At 33.9% G+C, this 18,033-nt stretch carries 22 protein-coding genes; all 22 read right to left on the bottom strand.

Annotated features, from left to right (window positions below; all coding sequences use genetic code 11):
- Position 1: 1 nt before the first annotated feature.
- The 22 genes from NTX22_11065 to NTX22_10960 all read right to left on the bottom strand — a co-directional run bounded on the left by NTX22_11065 (position 2) and on the right by NTX22_10960 (position 18,031).
- Positions 2-814 (bottom strand): transglycosylase SLT domain-containing protein, encoded by an 813-nt coding sequence (locus NTX22_11065; protein MCX6151057.1) that lies wholly within the window; start codon positions 812-814, stop codon positions 2-4.
- Between the two features lie 73 nt (positions 815-887).
- Positions 888-1,979, bottom strand: a complete 1,092-nt coding sequence (locus NTX22_11060) for a flagellar basal body P-ring protein FlgI (GenBank protein MCX6151056.1) — start codon at positions 1,977-1,979, stop codon at positions 888-890.
- A gap of 8 nt (positions 1,980-1,987) precedes the next feature.
- Positions 1,988-2,557, bottom strand: coding sequence for a flagellar basal body L-ring protein FlgH (locus NTX22_11055; protein MCX6151055.1), 570 nt, complete (start codon positions 2,555-2,557; stop codon positions 1,988-1,990).
- Between the two features lie 4 nt (positions 2,558-2,561).
- Entirely contained in the window at positions 2,562-3,197 is a 636-nt protein-coding gene (gene flgA / locus NTX22_11050; protein ID MCX6151054.1) for a flagellar basal body P-ring formation chaperone FlgA, read from the bottom strand.
- Between the two features lie 124 nt (positions 3,198-3,321).
- Positions 3,322-4,119, bottom strand: a complete 798-nt coding sequence (flgG, locus tag NTX22_11045) for a flagellar basal-body rod protein FlgG (protein MCX6151053.1) — start codon at positions 4,117-4,119, stop codon at positions 3,322-3,324.
- A gap of 14 nt (positions 4,120-4,133) precedes the next feature.
- On the bottom strand, positions 4,134-4,841 hold the full coding sequence (locus NTX22_11040) for a flagellar hook-basal body protein (protein MCX6151052.1): 708 nt from the start codon (positions 4,839-4,841) through the stop codon (positions 4,134-4,136).
- Positions 4,834-5,037, bottom strand: a complete 204-nt coding sequence (locus tag NTX22_11035) for a hypothetical protein (protein ID MCX6151051.1) — start codon at positions 5,035-5,037, stop codon at positions 4,834-4,836. Before NTX22_11035 ends, NTX22_11040 begins: the two co-directional genes overlap by 8 nt.
- A gap of 3 nt (positions 5,038-5,040) precedes the next feature.
- On the bottom strand, positions 5,041-6,219 hold the full coding sequence (locus tag NTX22_11030; GenBank protein MCX6151050.1) for a hypothetical protein: 1,179 nt from the start codon (positions 6,217-6,219) through the stop codon (positions 5,041-5,043).
- A gap of 10 nt (positions 6,220-6,229) precedes the next feature.
- Positions 6,230-6,643 (bottom strand): hypothetical protein, encoded by a 414-nt coding sequence (locus NTX22_11025; GenBank protein ID MCX6151049.1) that lies wholly within the window; start codon positions 6,641-6,643, stop codon positions 6,230-6,232.
- On the bottom strand, positions 6,640-7,956 hold the full coding sequence (locus tag NTX22_11020; protein ID MCX6151048.1) for a hypothetical protein: 1,317 nt from the start codon (positions 7,954-7,956) through the stop codon (positions 6,640-6,642). The genes NTX22_11025 and NTX22_11020 overlap by 4 nt, the downstream gene beginning before the upstream one ends.
- 51 nt (positions 7,957-8,007) lie before the next feature.
- Positions 8,008-8,880 carry an HDOD domain-containing protein gene (locus NTX22_11015; GenBank protein MCX6151047.1) on the bottom strand — a complete coding sequence of 291 codons (873 nt, stop codon included), beginning with the start codon at positions 8,878-8,880 and terminating at the stop codon, positions 8,008-8,010.
- Positions 8,881-8,897: 17 nt separating this feature from the next.
- A complete protein-coding gene (locus NTX22_11010) occupies positions 8,898-9,764 on the bottom strand; it encodes an HDOD domain-containing protein (GenBank protein MCX6151046.1) in 867 nt (288 codons plus the stop codon).
- Positions 9,757-10,377 carry a sigma-70 family RNA polymerase sigma factor gene (locus NTX22_11005; protein ID MCX6151045.1) on the bottom strand — a complete coding sequence of 207 codons (621 nt, stop codon included), beginning with the start codon at positions 10,375-10,377 and terminating at the stop codon, positions 9,757-9,759. Before NTX22_11005 ends, NTX22_11010 begins: the two co-directional genes overlap by 8 nt.
- A 14-nt stretch (positions 10,378-10,391) precedes the next feature.
- Complete coding sequence (locus NTX22_11000; protein ID MCX6151044.1) at positions 10,392-10,604, bottom strand: hypothetical protein; 213 nt, start codon at positions 10,602-10,604, stop codon at positions 10,392-10,394.
- A 110-nt stretch (positions 10,605-10,714) separates the two neighbouring features.
- Positions 10,715-11,545, bottom strand: a complete 831-nt coding sequence (locus tag NTX22_10995) for an AAA family ATPase (GenBank protein ID MCX6151043.1) — start codon at positions 11,543-11,545, stop codon at positions 10,715-10,717.
- Between the two features lie 90 nt (positions 11,546-11,635).
- Complete coding sequence (flhF, locus tag NTX22_10990) at positions 11,636-12,760, bottom strand: flagellar biosynthesis protein FlhF (GenBank protein MCX6151042.1); 1,125 nt, start codon at positions 12,758-12,760, stop codon at positions 11,636-11,638.
- Between the two features lies 1 nt (position 12,761).
- A complete protein-coding gene (gene flhA, locus NTX22_10985; GenBank protein MCX6151041.1) occupies positions 12,762-14,801 on the bottom strand; it encodes a flagellar biosynthesis protein FlhA in 2,040 nt (679 codons plus the stop codon).
- Complete coding sequence (gene flhB / locus NTX22_10980; GenBank protein ID MCX6151040.1) at positions 14,801-15,886, bottom strand: flagellar biosynthesis protein FlhB; 1,086 nt, start codon at positions 15,884-15,886, stop codon at positions 14,801-14,803. Before flhB ends, flhA begins: the two co-directional genes overlap by 1 nt.
- The gene (fliR, locus tag NTX22_10975) at positions 15,887-16,663 is read right to left on the bottom strand and encodes a flagellar biosynthetic protein FliR (protein MCX6151039.1); all 777 of its coding nucleotides are present in this window, start codon (positions 16,661-16,663) and stop codon (positions 15,887-15,889) included. It abuts the gene before it with no gap.
- The gene (locus NTX22_10970; protein MCX6151038.1) at positions 16,660-16,929 is read right to left on the bottom strand and encodes a flagellar biosynthetic protein FliQ; all 270 of its coding nucleotides are present in this window, start codon (positions 16,927-16,929) and stop codon (positions 16,660-16,662) included. Before NTX22_10970 ends, fliR begins: the two co-directional genes overlap by 4 nt.
- A complete protein-coding gene (gene fliP, locus NTX22_10965) occupies positions 16,926-17,690 on the bottom strand; it encodes a flagellar type III secretion system pore protein FliP (GenBank protein MCX6151037.1) in 765 nt (254 codons plus the stop codon). Before fliP ends, NTX22_10970 begins: the two co-directional genes overlap by 4 nt.
- Complete coding sequence (locus NTX22_10960; GenBank protein MCX6151036.1) at positions 17,687-18,031, bottom strand: flagellar biosynthetic protein FliO; 345 nt, start codon at positions 18,029-18,031, stop codon at positions 17,687-17,689. Before NTX22_10960 ends, fliP begins: the two co-directional genes overlap by 4 nt.
- Positions 18,032-18,033 lie beyond the last annotated feature (2 nt).

The raw sequence follows: 18,033 nt of genomic DNA, 5'->3' as shown, positions 1-18,033 counted from the left end.
TTTATTCCTCAAAGTGTTTTAAGTAGCCCAACACTCTCGTTATATAAGTCTGAGTTTCATTAAAGGGCGGAACTCCGTTATACTTATCCACATTCCCTGGTCCCGCATTATAGGCAGCTAAAGCTAAATTCAAATCCCCATCATATTGTCGAAGCAATTTTGAGAAATATTTAGTGCCACCTTGAATATTTTGGGTTGGATCCCAAACGTTTTTTACGCCCATATTTGAAGCCGTGGAGTCTATTAATTGCATTAACCCTTTAGCATTAGCACTTGAACGAGCTTTTTCATTACCAGCAGATTCTGCAAGGATAATGGATTTAATAATGTTTGGGCTAACGCCAAAACTATCCGCGGCTTCATTAATTATTGGTTCAAATTTGTCTAATCTTTCTAACGATTGCCCGCTTGGTTTTACCGAATTAGTAGTATCCGGAGAATAGCTTCTAATAAAATCATTGATTTTGGTTTTATTAACACCAGGATATTCCACTTTTAAATTAGGAAGATCTTCACCGGTAATCTTTTTATAAATAGTCTCGGCAATTCCAAGGCTTTTGGATTTAGTCATATACTTAGAAATTTCAGATTCAAAGATTGTATCCATCGTATCGCCGCCATAACCTTCTTCTCCAAATAATCCACCGGTAGTTTGATTCATGCTTTTCAACATCATTTGGGTCATCAACGATTCAAAATCCTTGGCAGCAGTTGCAAGCTTCTCTTTCTTTTCCGGTGAAAACCGGGAATTAACCTCTGCACTGTTCTCAAGATGTTTTAGCGGATTTGTTATTTTTAGTTTTAGTTCGTCCATTTTCTTTTTTTAATTTTTTACTGCCATCTTAATTTCACTCCTTACAATAGATGAAATTAGGTGAAGGTAAATTTTAAATAATCAACAACTCGGCATTTAACGCTCCAGCTTCCTTAATCGCCTGGAAGATTGCAATAATATCACGCGGAGTAACTTTTAAAGAATTTAACGCTGCTGCAACTTCCTGAACATTAGAAGCTCCCTGAATTGAAACGGAATTGCTGTTTTCCTGTTCAACAGTTGGAACAAGATTATTAAACACGGCAGTTGTTCCCTGGGAAAAAGCACCTGGCTGCGAAATCATTGGATACGATTTAATATTTATCTTCATACTTCCGTGAGTTATTGTTACAGGAAGAATTTTTACATTACTACCAGCTACAATGGTACCGGTTTTTTCATTAAGAACAACTTTAGCAATTGCATCTGTTAAAACCTGAATACTTTCTAACTCTGCCAAAAATTCCGGCAAATTGCTTTGCTTATCTGCAGGAACCTGAATTTTAATCTCTGAAGCATCAACTGCTGCTGCACCTGTGCCGCCAAGTTTTTGATTGATAGCATTTACAATATTGTTTGCGGTTGTGTAATCAGGATTTTTTAATACTAAATTCACTTCCTGATTATTCATTTGTCCAACGGTTATTTCTTTTTGCAATAATCCACCATTTGGAATTCTTCCACTAAGAGCATGGTTCTTTGCAGTTCTTCCTCCGGTGGAAGTATTAATATCAAATCCGCCAATTGAAACAGCACCCTGGCAAAGTCCGAAGACACTACCATCTTTACCGGAAAGCGGAGTCATCAACAATGTACCGCCCATTAAACTTGTTGCATCACCCATTGATGATACATTAACATCAAACTCAGATCCAGTTTTAAGATTATTGCTTACGCGCGATGTAACCATAACGGCGGCAACATTTTTTGTTCTAAGACTAACATCCGGAACTGTAATGCCAAATCGTTTTAACATACTTATTGCGGATTGGACAGTAAAAGAAGACCTGTAGCTGTCTCCTGTGCCGGCTAAACCAACTACAAGTCCATAACCAATTAACTGTTCGGAGGAAACACCTTTGAAAAAAGAAACATCTTTTATTCTTTGCGGATAAGAGCTAACCGAAAAAATAATTATCAATAAAAAATATATTAGTCGTTTCATAATACCGCCTAAAAAAGCCAGTGAAAAAGTTTTGTAAGTAAGCCTGGTCCCTGCGCTTTCTGAATCATTCCATTTCCTTCAAATATTATTTCGGCTTCTGAGATATTATATGAAAGAACGGAGTTGTCTGTTTGGATATCGATTGGTCTAACAATTCCTTTAATGCTTATAATTTGTTCTTCGCCATTAATTACAATTTTCCGGCTGCCTCTAACTCTAAGATTTCCATTGTCATAAACTGAATCAATCATTGCACTAATTTTTGTTGTTACCCTGCCGCTGGATTTTGTTGAGCCGCTTCCTTGAAAATTATTTTTTGAACCAATACTTGCATCTACTTTTGGCATACCGCCGCTGCCAACATTAGCAGAAGCGCTTAGACCCAAATCGCTTGTTTTGCCGGTGCTTGTTTCTGCTTCGTTACTGGCAGAAGATGATTCGACCACATAAATTGTTATTGCATCGCCAATGTGGTTAGCTTTGTAGTCAGAGAATAAAGAGCTAAATGCATTCGGACGCATATCCTGCGCAAATACACCCGCAGAAATAATTATGATCATTATTAATATTCTCTTCATAATTTTACTCCGTAATGATTACTTTACCCGCACTAACCACTTTAGCTGTAAATATTTTTTTTTCTTTGGTAACAACTTTAATCTCATCACCAATTCTTCCATCCGTTCTTGCTTTAGCTAAAAAAGAAATTGAAACATCTCCATTATCCAGCACTGCATTTACATTATCACCAGCCATAACTTCCGGTATTTTTTCTATCATTCTTTCAAGAAGAACTGCCCCATCCATTATATTGAGCTTTGCCCGGTAGTTTATAATTTCGTTCAAATTACAGATTGGATTATCCTTAAGGTTTGATACTTCCATTAGGACTAATTCAAAATCCTCAACAGATAAAGCTGAAGAATTTTTTATTTTCTTCAATGAGCATAGAACCTTCTGATATAAATGGAATCGTACGGTAATAAAAGAAGAAACCATTTTTCCATTTGCCTGCAATACTTTTACCGGTACATATCCATAACTGGTAATTCTATTGAATACTTTTTCTGTATCAATTTCAATATTGGAAGATTGACTTAAGCTATTTTTGTTATTAGAAACTAATTCATAACTCCACTTTTCAAACCGGGAAAGATTTTTGCCCAGATAATTTTCCAGCTTACGGGTAAAAGTATTTTCACCGCTGTTTGCTGCCATGTACTGGTTTCCAACAGATAAAAAAAGCAATATTGTTATCAAACATTTAATCATTTTAATTTTTTCTTTGAATATTGAACTCTGAATTATTAATTCTTTATTCCACGTTCATTAAATTTTATATTTATCGCTTAAGATTATTCACCATAGTAATCATGTCCTCAACAGTTTTAACCGTTTTAGAATTTATTTCATAGGCACGCTGCGCCGTAATCATAGAAACCATTTCTTCAACAATATCAACATTAGATGATTCAAGAAATCCCTGCTGTAATTCTCCAAATCCATTTTGAGCGGGATTGCCAAGAATTGGCGCACCGGATTCTTTTGTTTCGGAATACATATTATCACCCATAGCAACCAATCCACCTGGATTTACAAACTTTGCAAGTTCCATTGTACCAAGGTCAACCGTATTACCACCGGTTTCAACAACAGAAACATTACCGTCACGGGTAACTTGCATACTTAATACATCGCTGTTAAGGCGAATGCCTGGTTCCAGGATATAGCCGGTTGAAGTAACGAGCGAACCATCGGCAGAAAGTTTAAAGGCACCATCTCTTGTGTATGCAAATGATCCGTCCGGTTTTCTAACTTGAAAAAATCCTTCGCCATGAATCGCAACATCAAATTGATTACCTGAACTTTGTAAATCTCCTTGTGTGAACATCTTTTGTGTTGAGGAAAGTTGAATGCCGTTTCCAATTTGTATTTTTGAACTTGGGCTTTCATTAACACCTGGAACGTATGAATTAAGCGAACTTGTATTAACCTCCTGATACATTAAATCTTTAAATTCCGCCCGGTTCTTTTTAAAACTTGTTGTATTTATGTTGGCAATGTTGTTGGAAATTGTTTCGATGTTAACCTGCTGAGCATACATACCGGAAGCCGCTGTTCTTAATGCACGTGTAGACATTTCATTTCTCCTTATTAAACTTTACCAGATTCGTTTACTTTTCCTAAAAAATTATCAAACGCTACAATCATCTTCTGTGTTGATTCAAAATCTCTGTTTATCTCAATCATTGATTGCATTTCCTGAATTGGATTAACGTTTGATTCTTCTATATAGCCCTGAAAAATGTTGTACCCGGATTCATCCGCTGTTTCAAAATCACCATCTTCATAAGCAAATCCCTGATCCTGAGTTCTAATTAAATTTTTCTGATCATCAATTTTAGCAACTAAAAGTTTATCGATTATTTTTTCACCTATTCTCACTTCACCATCAGCGCTTATTTTTACAGTTGTGGATTGATCTAAAAGAATATCAGATAAGTTGATGGCACCTTTTTGACCGAGAACTTTATTCCCTTTTTCGTCGGATAGATAACCGTCCTCAGAAATCATAAATTTTCCGCTGCGTGTTAGTATATCGCCTCCATCGGTTTGCAAAACAAAAAATCCAATGCCTTTAATAGATAAATCCAGTGGGTTGCCGGTTGTGATTGCAACACCTTCACTAAAATCAGTTAGCTGTTTTGTATTCTTATTTTCCGCTCTGCTTAAAACTTCTGCAAATGGTAATTCTCTTTTATATCCTGTTGTATTTATATTAGCAAGGTTATTTGCAATAACCTCGATGTCTTTCATTTTAAACCGCATGTTTTGTGCAGCCGAATAAATGCTCTTAATCATTTATTTCTCCATTGCTAAGTTTTTCTATTCGATAAATCATTCGTACTAAAGTTGAACTAATATTGTAAAGACGTTCTTTATCTTTTTGTTCCTTCTGCAAATCCTTTAATGCTTCTTGAAGGAAATAATCTTTGGCGATATCTATTCCTAATACGTTTGAATGCATTGCAATGCTTTGGAAAAAATCGTTTTTCATTTATTAATAAGTTCCTGTTAATATGTTGCTATTCCAAATTGAAATATTATTGTTTTTCGGGTTTTCGTTTATACCTATGTATGCATCCAGATTATACTTAAAATGAAACTCTTCTGATGTTTTAGTTAATTCAAGTTCATGTTTATGCTTTTTTTCTCCCATAAAAAAAATGTTTGTATAGAGTAATTCTTTTGTTAAAAATCCCTTCAACAATATTTCATCTGGATTGTTGGTCGGAATCTTTATTCCAAACTTGAAATAATTTTCATCTTTATCAGACTTTTCTTTGTATGAATTGAATTCAATTAAGTTAAATTTATTTTCCTGAAGTAGAATAATAAACGATGGGTATAATCCGAAATAGTTGTATACCGCAGTCTGAATAATCAATAAGGTGATATTTTTCTTTAAGCTATCACAAATTTCTTTTATAATAAACGGATAAGAATTATTTCCGCTTTCAAAAGCAACAATACCAATCATCTCAAGAAGTTTTTCTTCGCAACAGACCGGTAGCTTGTTTTCATTTTCCAGCAATGAATAATTACAAACCAAATAATTGTTTACTATTTGGGTAACCGTATTATTAGAAAATTCATAATTCAACTGCTTAACCAACCCGAAAATATTTTGAATGATTTGAGAATATGAATATTTAAAAAAAGAATTATGGCTCTCTGCCATGTAATCGAAATAATCATTCTGAAAAGCATAAACTCTAACAAGAAGTGCAAGTTGAAGTTCATCAACTTCCCCGTTGGTTTTTTCCAAAAACTCTATACCTCTTTTTATTTTTTCTTTTCTAAGCGGTTGTTTTGAAGAAATTAATTTTTTAATAAAGCGAATGTTTTTTTCATCCTGTTCTAGCCCAAGCATAGATAAAAGTAAAGAAATGTTTTCTGATGACATGTTCCGGGTTTTTAGTAAGTCATTCAATCCAAGCGTGAAAGGTTTTGTGGATAACACTTTGGCAATTGCTTCTTCTCCTGCTGTTAGCTTAAGAGGAAGTTTTGCCTGGAACAGGTTTCCATTAATAAGAATTTTATAATTGCCGCCCAACTTTTCAATTACCTTTAACATAACAAGGGAATTTACTTCTGGCAGGCTTTGCCCAGTTATCGAAATTGTCTTGGTGCTGTTTGTTGTTGTTGCAAAACTTGTATTTTTAATTTGATCAATCATATTTCTTAAATCAATTTTTTAGAAGCGACTTTAGTTTCAAGGCTAAATCAATTTCTCCTGTTGATATTTCATACTTCCTGGCTTTATTAATTCTTCGTTCGCCTGGATGGTTAGTAATCTTTTTTATTAATGATGACCGGAATTTTTTTAATTCTTTCAAATGTGAAGGATAAAATTCTTCGTTCCGTAATTTTTCAATATTTGCTTTTAGTTTTGCATTGCTGCGCTTTCCATAAGTTACAAGGTTAAATATCCAGATAGCCAGAAGCGATAATATCAAAACTGCCTCAAAAAAATAAAAACCAGTTCTATATAATCCGTTTTTCTGAAAACCAGAAACTGCCTGAGTTCCACTTTCAGCAAGTATGCTGGTAGAAAATATTAGCACAATACAAAAAGCTATTAATGCAATTTTAATTTTCATACCCGCAGTTTTCTCCTGAGTGGAAAAGTTAAAGTAATAATTGAGCTTCCAATATCCGTGGAGGTAATGGAAAATTTACCTTCGTGCTTTACCATCAAATTATCAATTATCTTAACGTTCAAATCTTCAGCTTGATTATTTTTTCCAGATGTACTATCGATTGACAAATTATTTGAACTGATTAATTTTACAACTATCTCTTCTCCCTGGTATCGGGTTTGAAGAATAACTGCACCTTCGTCTTTATTGCTGTTTTTAACCATTCCAAAAACGTGGGTTAAAATTTGATTTAGATTATTTGGATGACTTAGAATTGGTGGAATATCTTTTTGCAGATCGAGTTCACATTCTATTTTTAAATTTTGTAATGTTGATTTAAATATCTGGTAGAAATCAGAAATAACTTCGTTCAAATTGCAGGGGCGGATTTTCGCGTTATCCGGATTTGCATCCACAAATTTTACCAGTCGCCCAACAGTTTGATTTATTTTATTTATCTGTGCTTTCAGCAAATCAATTTCAAATTTGTTCTGTTTATCAAATTTTATCATATCAATTTGACTTATCAACACCTGGAGAGGAGAAAGAATATCTTCAACTATTCCATGCGTCATTTCTCCAATGGCTGCAAGACGATAATCGTTTGATAACTTTGCTTGATAAGTTTTAAGATCTTCGTGAATTGATGTAACTTTTTTACGTAAGACAATTTTGTCAATCTTGGATAAAGTAAGCAACAGAAGAAGTTCAACCAGTTTTTTATCAAACTCAGTAATATTTTCTTCTTTTAAAGTCGTAAGAAGAGTTAACAAACCACGTCTTTTGTTTTCTTCAAATATCGGAACTATCAGAAAGTTGAATTTTGGTCCATCATTTTGGTAACTGCTTAATAATGGTATAACAGTCGAAAGTTTTGTATCGAAAATATTATTTAAAATGCCTTCTTTATAATAACTGTTCATTGTGGAATTGGTAAGCAAATCCTTTTTCTTTTCGAGAGGAGTCAAAGTAGAAAAAATTGTATCAAAAAAAAGTAAACTGCTTTCTTTAGTAGGAAGAATTTTTTTTAGTGAGTCATTAAATACATTTAATATCTTTTTTATATCGCTAAGGTTCAATGTTTCCTTTTCAAATGAAGTTAGAACATTGAATACATAATTATATTTTTCAAAATAATTTGATTCACCTTTATTATTGGAATAATTGAGGAGCGAATTTCCGGTCTTCTTATCTAAACCATAGTTGCTCGATAAATCTTCCAGGAATTTATAGAAAGGATAATATTCAACGTTATTTTCTCTTAATACTTTCATCAGGACCTTACTAAAATTTATTGGAGCTTATTAAATCTCCAATGGTCACATTTAGAACTTAATCAACTTAACTTCTTCTCTTGCAGCATCTTCATAACTAATCACAAAATTTTGCAAATGTTCCGAATCTTTAAATCTTAGTATCTCAACAACATTCGGATCCAAATAAATATCATTCTCCCAGAAAAAGCTTTTTAACTTAAAGCTGTTAATAGCATAGTCAGAAAGATGAACTACTGCTACCAGTTCTTTATTAACGAAAGCTTTATTAGGTGCGTGGTGGTATAAAACTGCGTCACATAAAGATGAAGGAAGATTCCATTTTTCCGCCAGGAATTTTGCGATTTCCTGATGTGTTAATCCAAGCTCATCAAATTCTGCTTCAAGAAAACTTTTTTCTCCGGTTTTTGTGTACTGCACAACTTTTAAGAATATTGATTGGAAATATTTGTGAATGACAGAAATTCCCATATCGTGTAGCAATCCAGCAACAAAAGCTTCACCGCCAAAATTGAATCCCATATCGAGCGATATTCTTCTTGCAAGCGTTCCTGTAAGGAAAGAATGCAACCAGAGATCGTGGTAATTAAGATTTTCATCATTCTTAATTTTAAATGCTTCCATCATCGAAAGACTGATTAGAATATTTTTTATATCCTGGTAACCAATTACCAGAATTGCAAAATCGATTGTAGCAACTTTGCGCGGCAATCCATAAAGCGGAGAGTTGGCAATCGAAAGCAGCTTAGTGGCTAAGCCTTGATCCTGACCAATCATCTTTGCCAGCTTAGTGGTTGAAGTAGCCGGATCATCAAGCATTTTTGCTGTTTGATACATTACCTCAGAAATTACCGGAAGCGAGTAAATATTGTCTAACAGTTTTTCGGTCTTTCTTCTCTTTTCTAAATAAACTTGTGTTTCCATAAAACTTAATTATTTTGTTAAAAAATTAATGAGTCCATTTGATTCTGAAAAAGCTCTTTGTAACTTAAAACGAAATTTTCAAGATATTGTTCATTACCAAGGTTTAGTATTTCAATTACACTTTTGTCTAAAACATATCCTTCATCCCAATCGTACTCACCATACTTCAGGAAATTTGTCATATAATCAGCAAGGTGAACTAATGATGTTAAAATCGGGCTTTCTTCCGATTCTGATGGATTATTGTGATGAAGAATTACATCGGCAAGCGTTTGGGGTAAATTCCATTTCTCAATTAAATAATGACCAATTTCTCTATGAGTGGCACCAAGAACTTGCTGCTCAGCTTCAACGTAACTTAAGCCTGTGGTATCTACTAATTCAACTATTTGAATAAAATCTTTTCCAAAATATTTACAAATAACCGGTATCCCCAAATCGTGAAGCAATCCTGCGGTAAATGCCTCACCACCATATCGGTAACCTAAATCCTGCGATAATCTTTTTGCCGCTGTAGCTGTCATCAAGGAATGGATCCAGAATCTCTTTTGATCGAAATGTAAATTCTTGAAATTGTTGAAAGAATCCATTATTGAAAAAGCAATTGTAATATTTTTTATATGATTAAAGCCAAGAATAATTATTGCAAAATCTATCGTTGATACTCTCCGCGGAAAACCATACAACGGTGAGTTTGCAACAGAAAGAATTTTAATAGAAAGTCCGGGATCCCGGGAAATTACCTGGCTAAGCTGCGCTGCACTTGATTTTGGATTTTCAATTATCTGATTTACTTCTTCTATTATAAACGGAAGTGCAGGAAGATTATATATCTTTGAAAGTATATTTTTAGTTTTTTCTATTCTTAATTCTTGATCAAGCATATTGATACTTTAAATCGCTTCTTAGTTTTGTTATTACCTTGGAATGTATTTGCGAAACCCGGGAAACTGAAATATTCAGAACTTCTGCAATTTCCTGGTAATTAAGATTTTCATAATAATAAAGAGTAAGCAATAGTCTGTCTCTTTCGTTCAATTTTTTTAGAGCTTCTAACAGCATTAATTTTTCTTCATTCTTATCAAGAATATCGGACGGAGTCTTAGCATCTGATGCAATAGTTTCATATAAAGGAAATCCTTCTTCTCCTGGCACTTCATCATTAAGCGATACATTTACATATTTAATATCATCCGGAGAGTCTGAACGCGGTTTAATCTGTAACTTTCTAATTTCATCAATTATTTTTCCTTTAATGCGCGGGATAGCATAAGTTTCAAACTTTGTCCCGTAATTCGGATCGAATTTATCAATTGCTTCAAACAATCCTTCAATTCCAAACTGGTAAAAATCTCTGTCTTCTATTACACTTGGGTGCGGAAACCTTGAGTGTTGAATAACATAGTGAACCAGGTTTGAATATCTTAAAACGATTTGTTTTTTTATGTCGGGATTGGGATTGCTTTTATACGAACCCCATAATTCGTTATTATCCATGCTATTTCACCAGCCTAATTTTGATTTGATAATTTTTCTTTTTTTAAAAAACTTTTATTGATTGCCTTGATAAAGGTTATCATTAACAAACTCATCATCACTGTAACAACTATAAAAATTACAAGTGACCGGAACAGAACAGTCTCCAGCAATATTCCCTGCTGCATAAAAATTATTATCGATAAGAAAAAAATTAAAAGTCCGATTTCAATTACAATTTTATACATATTTACTCCTGGATGTTAAAGGGCAAACACTATACCAGCTAAGTGTAATTATCTAATGGGATTTTTATTGAAATAAGTAGCCTTTGATGGACTATTGGAAGGCTGGAAAATCAACGCTGGTTATTATTAGCCACCTGCCTAATATTTAGTAATCCTTGTGCAATTAACTGGATTTGATTTGCTGATTGTGTATTTAAATGATGAGAAAGAAAAATTTCCTGCGTCATAATTGATTTAACAATTTCCGGATCGAAACTGACTGATCCAAGCAACGAAATTTCCTGTTTAAGAAAATGACTAACTGCTTTTTCCAGATTCTCAAATGCAATTTCAGCATCTTCCTGGCTAAAATACTTGTTAATAACAATCTTGATATTATTTTTTCCTTCAGATGAATTTAATAGTTTGATGATTGCGTAAGCATCCATAGTTGCAGTGGGTTCCGGATTTGCAACCACTATGCAGTAATCTGATTGTGATAGAATTTCCAGAGTATCTTCATTTGCACCGGATGAAACATCTATAAAAACAAAGTCGTATTCAGAAGCGATCAGATTAAGCTGATTCCAGAAGTACTGAATGCTGTTATCAGTAACTCTTCTTGGTTCAAATCCGGAAAATCCAAAAATAAATTCCAGCTTTTTGTCATACTTATAAATCAACTCATTCAAAAGACATTCCGATGAAAAGAATTCGAATAGGGTTTTTTCTGGAATTATATTTAGCATAACGTGAACGTTAGAAAAGTTCAGATCAAAATCCACCACCAATACTTTTTTGCCTAATTGCGCAAGCTGGTAAGCAACATTAAGACAAAGAAACGATTTTCCTGTTCCCCCTTTACCGGAAGTAAATGAAATAATTGGAGTACTCCGTGATGGATTTTTAGGTTCCACCAAGGAATTTTTTAATTCGAATATTCTTTGCGCCTGTCCAAGCATCTTTTTGTCTTACGTAAAAAATAAATTCTGAAAATAGATCATCTTATCTTTCAAACGGATTTCATTATTCTGCAATTCAATCGGATTAAACTATTTGATATTGCCTGTAAAAATCATCTTAGCAATAAAATCAGAATCCGCAGCAATAATATCATCAGGAATTACCTGTCCATTTGTTAAAAACTTAATTGGTGTTTCCACTTTGCTGGAAACATTTAAGATATTTCCAAACGCAGCCGACTCATCAAGTTTTGTAAAAATCAATCCTGTAAAATTAAGCGGCTGAAATTTCTTTATCACATCAAGAAGATTTCTTGTTGATGCGGTTGAACTTAGAACAAGAAAAGTTTCATCAATTTCAATTGATGACAGAAATTTTTTCATTTCATTAATTGAAGCAGTGTTGTTCTGGCTTCTGCCCGCCGTATCAATAAAGATCAAATCTTTCTTTTTAAATTTGTTTACAAGTTTCTTAAGATCAGTTGGTTCGTAACAAACCAATAATTCAACATTACTTATTTCCGCAAATATTTTTAATTGATCAATTGCACCAAGGCGGAATGTATCAATTGTAATAATTCCAATATCCAGCATGTGAAAGATTTTGGAAATAACTGCCAGTTTTGCAATGCAGGTTGTTTTTCCAACTCCAGTAGAGCCAACCAAAGATACCACTTTTGGTTCTTTCGATTTCTTTACTTCAAAATTTGCTGAACGCACCAATGACGCAATTGTTGATACAATATTTTCATCAATATTACCGCTCTTAATAAAATCCGATTGTTGAGATAACTGATCCACAATTTTATTTACAACTGAAGGAAAAATTTCCTTAACCAATAAATCTTCTTTTATTTCTTTCAGTTTGGCAGGTGTAACAGCATTTTTTATTCTTTCACTTTTTAGGTTCTCAATCTTAATTTCTTTCTTTGGTTTTTCGTGATGTGGAAAAACTTTGTCTTTTAATCGCTGTAGTTCTTCAATTGTATTTTTCGGATTGTCATCTATAATTGTATCAACCAGTTTTGGGTGTGCGGTTTCTTTTGGGCGATTGGATTCTGTTCCAGCAACAACTTCATATTGTTTTTTTGTTCCGGTGTTAGTATTACTCGTAACAACCCGCGTACTTAATACAACGGCATCATCACCCAATTCATTTTTCAATTGTTCTAAAGCTTCTTTAAGTGTTGGAGCAAGATATTTTTTTATTTGCATATTAAACCTCTATTCTGCCCAGGAATTCAATTTCAACGCTGGCGGGCAATTCTGTGTAAGAAAGAATTACTAACTCTGGAAAACTTGTATTAAGCAGCCGGAAAAGATACGGACGAATGGTTGCCGCAGTTACAATAATAGGAACATAACCCAACGATTTAAACTTTTGAATGAACATCCTTAGATTATTATTTAACGTCATAAGCAGTTCCGGACTTAATCCGAGTGTTTGAATTGCTTCTTTCTGTTTTTGAAGTGCGTTTGTTATTTGTTTTTCCAAATCTTCATCAAGTGTAACTGAATGTATTATTCCATTTTGATCGCGGTAAAGATTAGCAATTGTATCCCCCAATGAATGCCGTACGTATTCTGTCAGCACATCAATATTTTTTGTAATCTTGGTGTAATCAGTTAATGATTCTAAAATTTGAACAAGGTCCTTAATCGGAATTAATTCTTTCAATAGATTCTGAAGCACTTTTTGAATTACACCTAATGGAAGAACTTCCGGATTTATTTCATCAATTACAGCCGGATATTCTTTCTTTAAATTTTCCAGCAATTGTTTAACTGATTGCCGGCTTAGCACTCTATCAAAATTCTTTTTAATTGTTTCCTGCAAATGAGTTGAAAGAACTGAAATACTATCCACCACTGTAAAGTTTAATAATTCAGCTTTGTCTTTTTCCTGGTCGTTAATCCAAAAAGCCGGCAAATTAAATGCTGGATCAACTGTTGGAATCCCGCTTAACTGATCTGAAATATTTCCAGGATTCATTGCCAGGTATCTATCGGAGTAAATTTGGAAGTTGGCTGCGACATTTCCTTTTATTTTTATAATGTATTCGTTTGGACCTAATTGTAAATTATCTCTTACTCTAACAGGAGGAACAAGCACGCCGTATTCAAGAGCAATATATTTTCTTGTGGAAGAAATTTTTTGAAATAGATTTCCACCCTGTGTTTCATCCACAAGCGAAATTAATCCATAACCTATTTCAATTTCAATAGGATCCACCTGTAGATATTCTTCTACTTTTTCTTCCACCGGTTCTACCTGAACAACATCCTGAGTTTTTTCTAAAAGTTGATCTGACTTTTTCTGTTTTTTAACCATAAAAGTTGCAAAACCAAGTGCCAGGGCAAGAATCAGAAAAGGGATCGTTGGCATACCGGGGACAATTGAAAATAAACCAATTGCGCCGGATACCGTTCCCAGTACCCTGGGATTGTTGAACAATTGCCCTTTCATTTGAACATCAAGAGTACCTCCACCACCGCTTCTTGTAACAACCATACCAGCTGCTGTAGCAATTATAAGTGCAGGAATCTGTGTAACTAATCCATCACCAATTGTTAAAATTGTGTAAGTTTGAAGTGCATCAGAAATACTTAATCCACGTTGTGCAACTCCAATTATAATTCCACCAACAATGTTAATTACATTTATCAGCAATCCTGCAATCGCATCTCCTTTAACAAACTTGCTGGCGCCATCCATCGCACCGTAAAATTCAGCTTCCCGGCTTATATTCTCACGGCGTGCGCGTGCATCTGATTCATTTATTAATCCGGAATTTAAATCTGCATCAATTGCCATTTGTTTTCCGGGCATTGCATCAAGTGTAAATCTTGCAGCAACTTCAGAGATTCTTCCGGAACCTTTTACAATAACGATGAATTGAATGATAACAAGAATAATAAATATTATAAATCCAACAACATAACTTCCACTTACAACAAACTGTCCAAATGTTTCAATTACTTTACCTGCATAACCGTCAATTAAAATTAATCTTGTTGAGCTTATATTTAATGCAAGGCGGAAAAGTGTTAACACCAAAAGTAAACCCGGAAATACAGAAATTTCCAGCGGTGATTTAATGTAGAGAGATACAACCAAAATTAAAACAGCAATAGAAATATTCAATGCAAGGAAAAAATCCAGCAAGAAAGCCGGCAGTGGAATAACCATTAAGCCAAGTATAAAGATTACTCCAAAGGCAAGAATAATGTCAGTATGTTTAAATATATTATTCATCAAACTATTGTTTTTTTCTTCTTTGCGTTTTTCAAATTGAAAATGTAAGCTAATACCTGTGCCACAGCTTTAAACAAGTTAGTTGGAATTTCATCACCTACATCGCAGTGTTTAAATAAAGCGCGTGCAAGTTCAACATCTTCGTGTAACGGAATGTTATGCTTTGTAGCAATCTCTTTTATTTTTTGAGCTATTTCATCCGCTCCTTTTGCTAAAACCTTTGGTGCAAACTTGCTGCCAAGTTCATATTTAAGTGCAATTGCTAAGTGAGTAGGATTTGTAATTACAACGTCTGCTTTAGGAACATCCTGCATCATCCTTGCTTTAGCCATCATCATTTGTTTGCTTTTTATTTTTCCTTTAATAAGCGGGTCGCCATCGGAAGCTTTATATTCATCCTTCAATTCCTTTTTTGTCATCATTTGTTTTTTGTTATGCTGGAATTTCTGATAAATGAAATCGATAGCTGCAAAAACAATATAAACCAAAGAAATTTTCCAGATAAATTTGAAAGCTGTATCTATCATAAATTCTGCTATTTCCGGAATTGTTAATCCCATTAAGCCAGCGGAATCTAAAATTGTATCTTTTAAAACCCAGTATGCAAAAAGAGAGATTATCGTTAGTTTTATTAGCGATTTTACAAGTTCGGTAATAGAGTGAGACGAGAAAAAAACTTTTTTTAATCCAGAAACTGGATTAAGAAAAGAGAATTTTAACGCTAATGCTTTTGTAGCAATTTTAAATCCTGTTTGTCCATAACCCGCAGCTAAAGACATTATAACTAAACCGATAAGAATTGGTGAAAGAATTGAGAAAAAGAATAGAACTGCTTTTATGGTATAGTCACCAAGCAAATCAGGATTTATAGTTAGTGTATTCAATGAACTAAAAATGTACGTGGTAAAGGAAGATACCTTACCACCTATGAAGCTTTTAGAATAATAAAGGATAGCTGTGCCAGTTAAAAAAATTGCCAGGGAGTTTATCTCCACACTTTTAGCAACTTCTCCTTTTTCCCGGGTTTCGCGGAGTTTCTTTTCACTCGGTTGTTCGGTTTTTTCCTGTCCGTCAACTTCAGCCATTTATTTCCCCATCGCTTTTATCAATTCGAATAATGTGTCTTCATATCCTGCAAGAATATTTTTTATTACTAATACAATAACTGGCGAAAAAGCCGCCAAAAGAATAAAGCCAATTGCAATTTGTAAAGGTTGAATTACAAAAAACACCTGCATCTGCGGAATGATACGAGCTGTAATACCTGCAGCAACGTGAATTAGAAAAAAGGAAATCATTAACGGCGATGCAATTTTAACTGCCAGAATAAATACACCGGCAGAATATTTTACCAGCAAAAGAAGTAATGATTGGCTAAGTGTAATTTCACCAATTGGCACCATGCTAAAAGAATAACTAAGAGCTCTTATTACATAATGATGACCATTAATAGTCAAAAAAATTAGAATTGCAATCAGGTTTAGTAGTTGACCAATAATATTGTTTTCCATATCCATAGAAGGATCGAATGCCGACGCCATCGAAAGTCCCATATCAAAACCTATAAGTGATCCGGCAAAAGAAATTCCGTAGAAAATAAAATTTATAGAGAAGCCGATTATCAAACCTGTTACTACTTCCTTAGCACCGTAAAGGGCAAGAAGCAGCAATCCTTTGTTTACATCAAATGTAAAACCTTTAATTGAAAAAAAAATTATATATGATACAATTAAAGCAAATAATATTTTTACAGTATTTGGGATTGACGAACTATTAAAGAAAGGAGCAACAAAAAATATTGGAACAACCCGAAGGAAAACCAAAATTAAAACTACAAAGTCATTTACCAGTATATTTATCATCGAATGAATGTTGTAAACATATTAAAGAATTTTATTGTCATCGTCATAAGTCTGTCTGCTATAAACGGAAGCATTAAAATCATAACAACTGCTGTAATAATAATTTTGGGAACAAACGTTAAGGTCATTTCCTGGATTGATGTTGCTGCCTGAAAAATGGAAATGATAATTCCAATTATTAGCGATGCACCAAGTATCGGCAGAAGAATTATCATAGTTGTAAAGAATACATCCGTCATTAAATCAGTTATCAATTCGATCGTCATAAATTAAAACTCCTTACTAATGAACCAACAATTAAATTCCATCCATCAACCAGGATAAACAGAAGGACTTTAAACGGAAGCGAAACCATCATTGGTGGAAGCATCATCATTCCCATAGACATAAGAACGCTGGAGACGATCATATCCACAACTAAAAATGGAATGAACAGGAAAAAGCCGATTATAAAACCGGCGCGCAGTTCACTAAGAACAAAAGAAGGAATTAAAACATAAGTCGGAAGTTCCGCTCTTGTATTTGGCTTTGGCATATTAGAGAGACTAACAAACAATTCAAGGTCTTCATCACGGGTATTCTTAAACATAAATTGTCTTAGTGGTTCAACACCTTTTGTATAAGCTGAGTCGAGAGTCATCTTCCCATCCATATACGGTTTAAGCGCCTCAGTGTTTACTTTATTCCAGGTGGGTGCCATAATAAAAAAAGTTAAAAAGATTGCCATCCCTGCCAGCAACTGGTTTGGCGGCATTTGCTGGGTTCCTAAAGCATTCCGCAAAAAATGAAAAACAATTATTAATCGAAGGAAAGATGTTGTCATCAACATTATGGAAGGTGCAAGTGATAAAACTGTTAAAAGAAGAAGCACTTGCAAGGTAGATGAAACGTCTTGTGGATTTTCGGCAGTACCAACGTTTATCCCAATCTTTGGAAGCGGGATGGTTGTTTTTTGCTGAGCCAGCAATGGTTCGTGAAAAAGAATAATTCCAATCAATACCAGGCAAACAAATAAAATCTTCTTCATTTCTTATCCAGACTCTTCTTAAAATAATCCAAAAAATTTACAGTTGAAGGAACACTGCCAGCTTCTAATTTTAATTTTAACTCCGGATCCTCGAACTTATCAATCAGATTAACTGATTGATCGCTAATGCCAAGCAAATAAAATTTATCCTGCACCTTAACAATTGATAGAAATTTTTTGGGCATTAGCATTTGATTTGCCAACACTTTTATGCTTATCAGTTTTGGGTGCTTGCTTTCCACACTGTAAAAATATTTTTTTAACAAATGGAGCATAAAGTACATTAGCCCGGCAAGCATTATTAGAACAAGGAAAATTTTTATGAAGTCCCAAAGATTCATTA

It is taken from the genome of Ignavibacteriales bacterium (assembly GCA_026390815.1).
Taxonomy (GTDB): Bacteria; Bacteroidota; Ignavibacteria; order Ignavibacteriales; family SURF-24; genus JAPLFH01.
The sequence above is the reverse complement of the archived record's forward strand: the minus strand, read 5'-3'. Positions and strand labels throughout refer to the sequence as shown.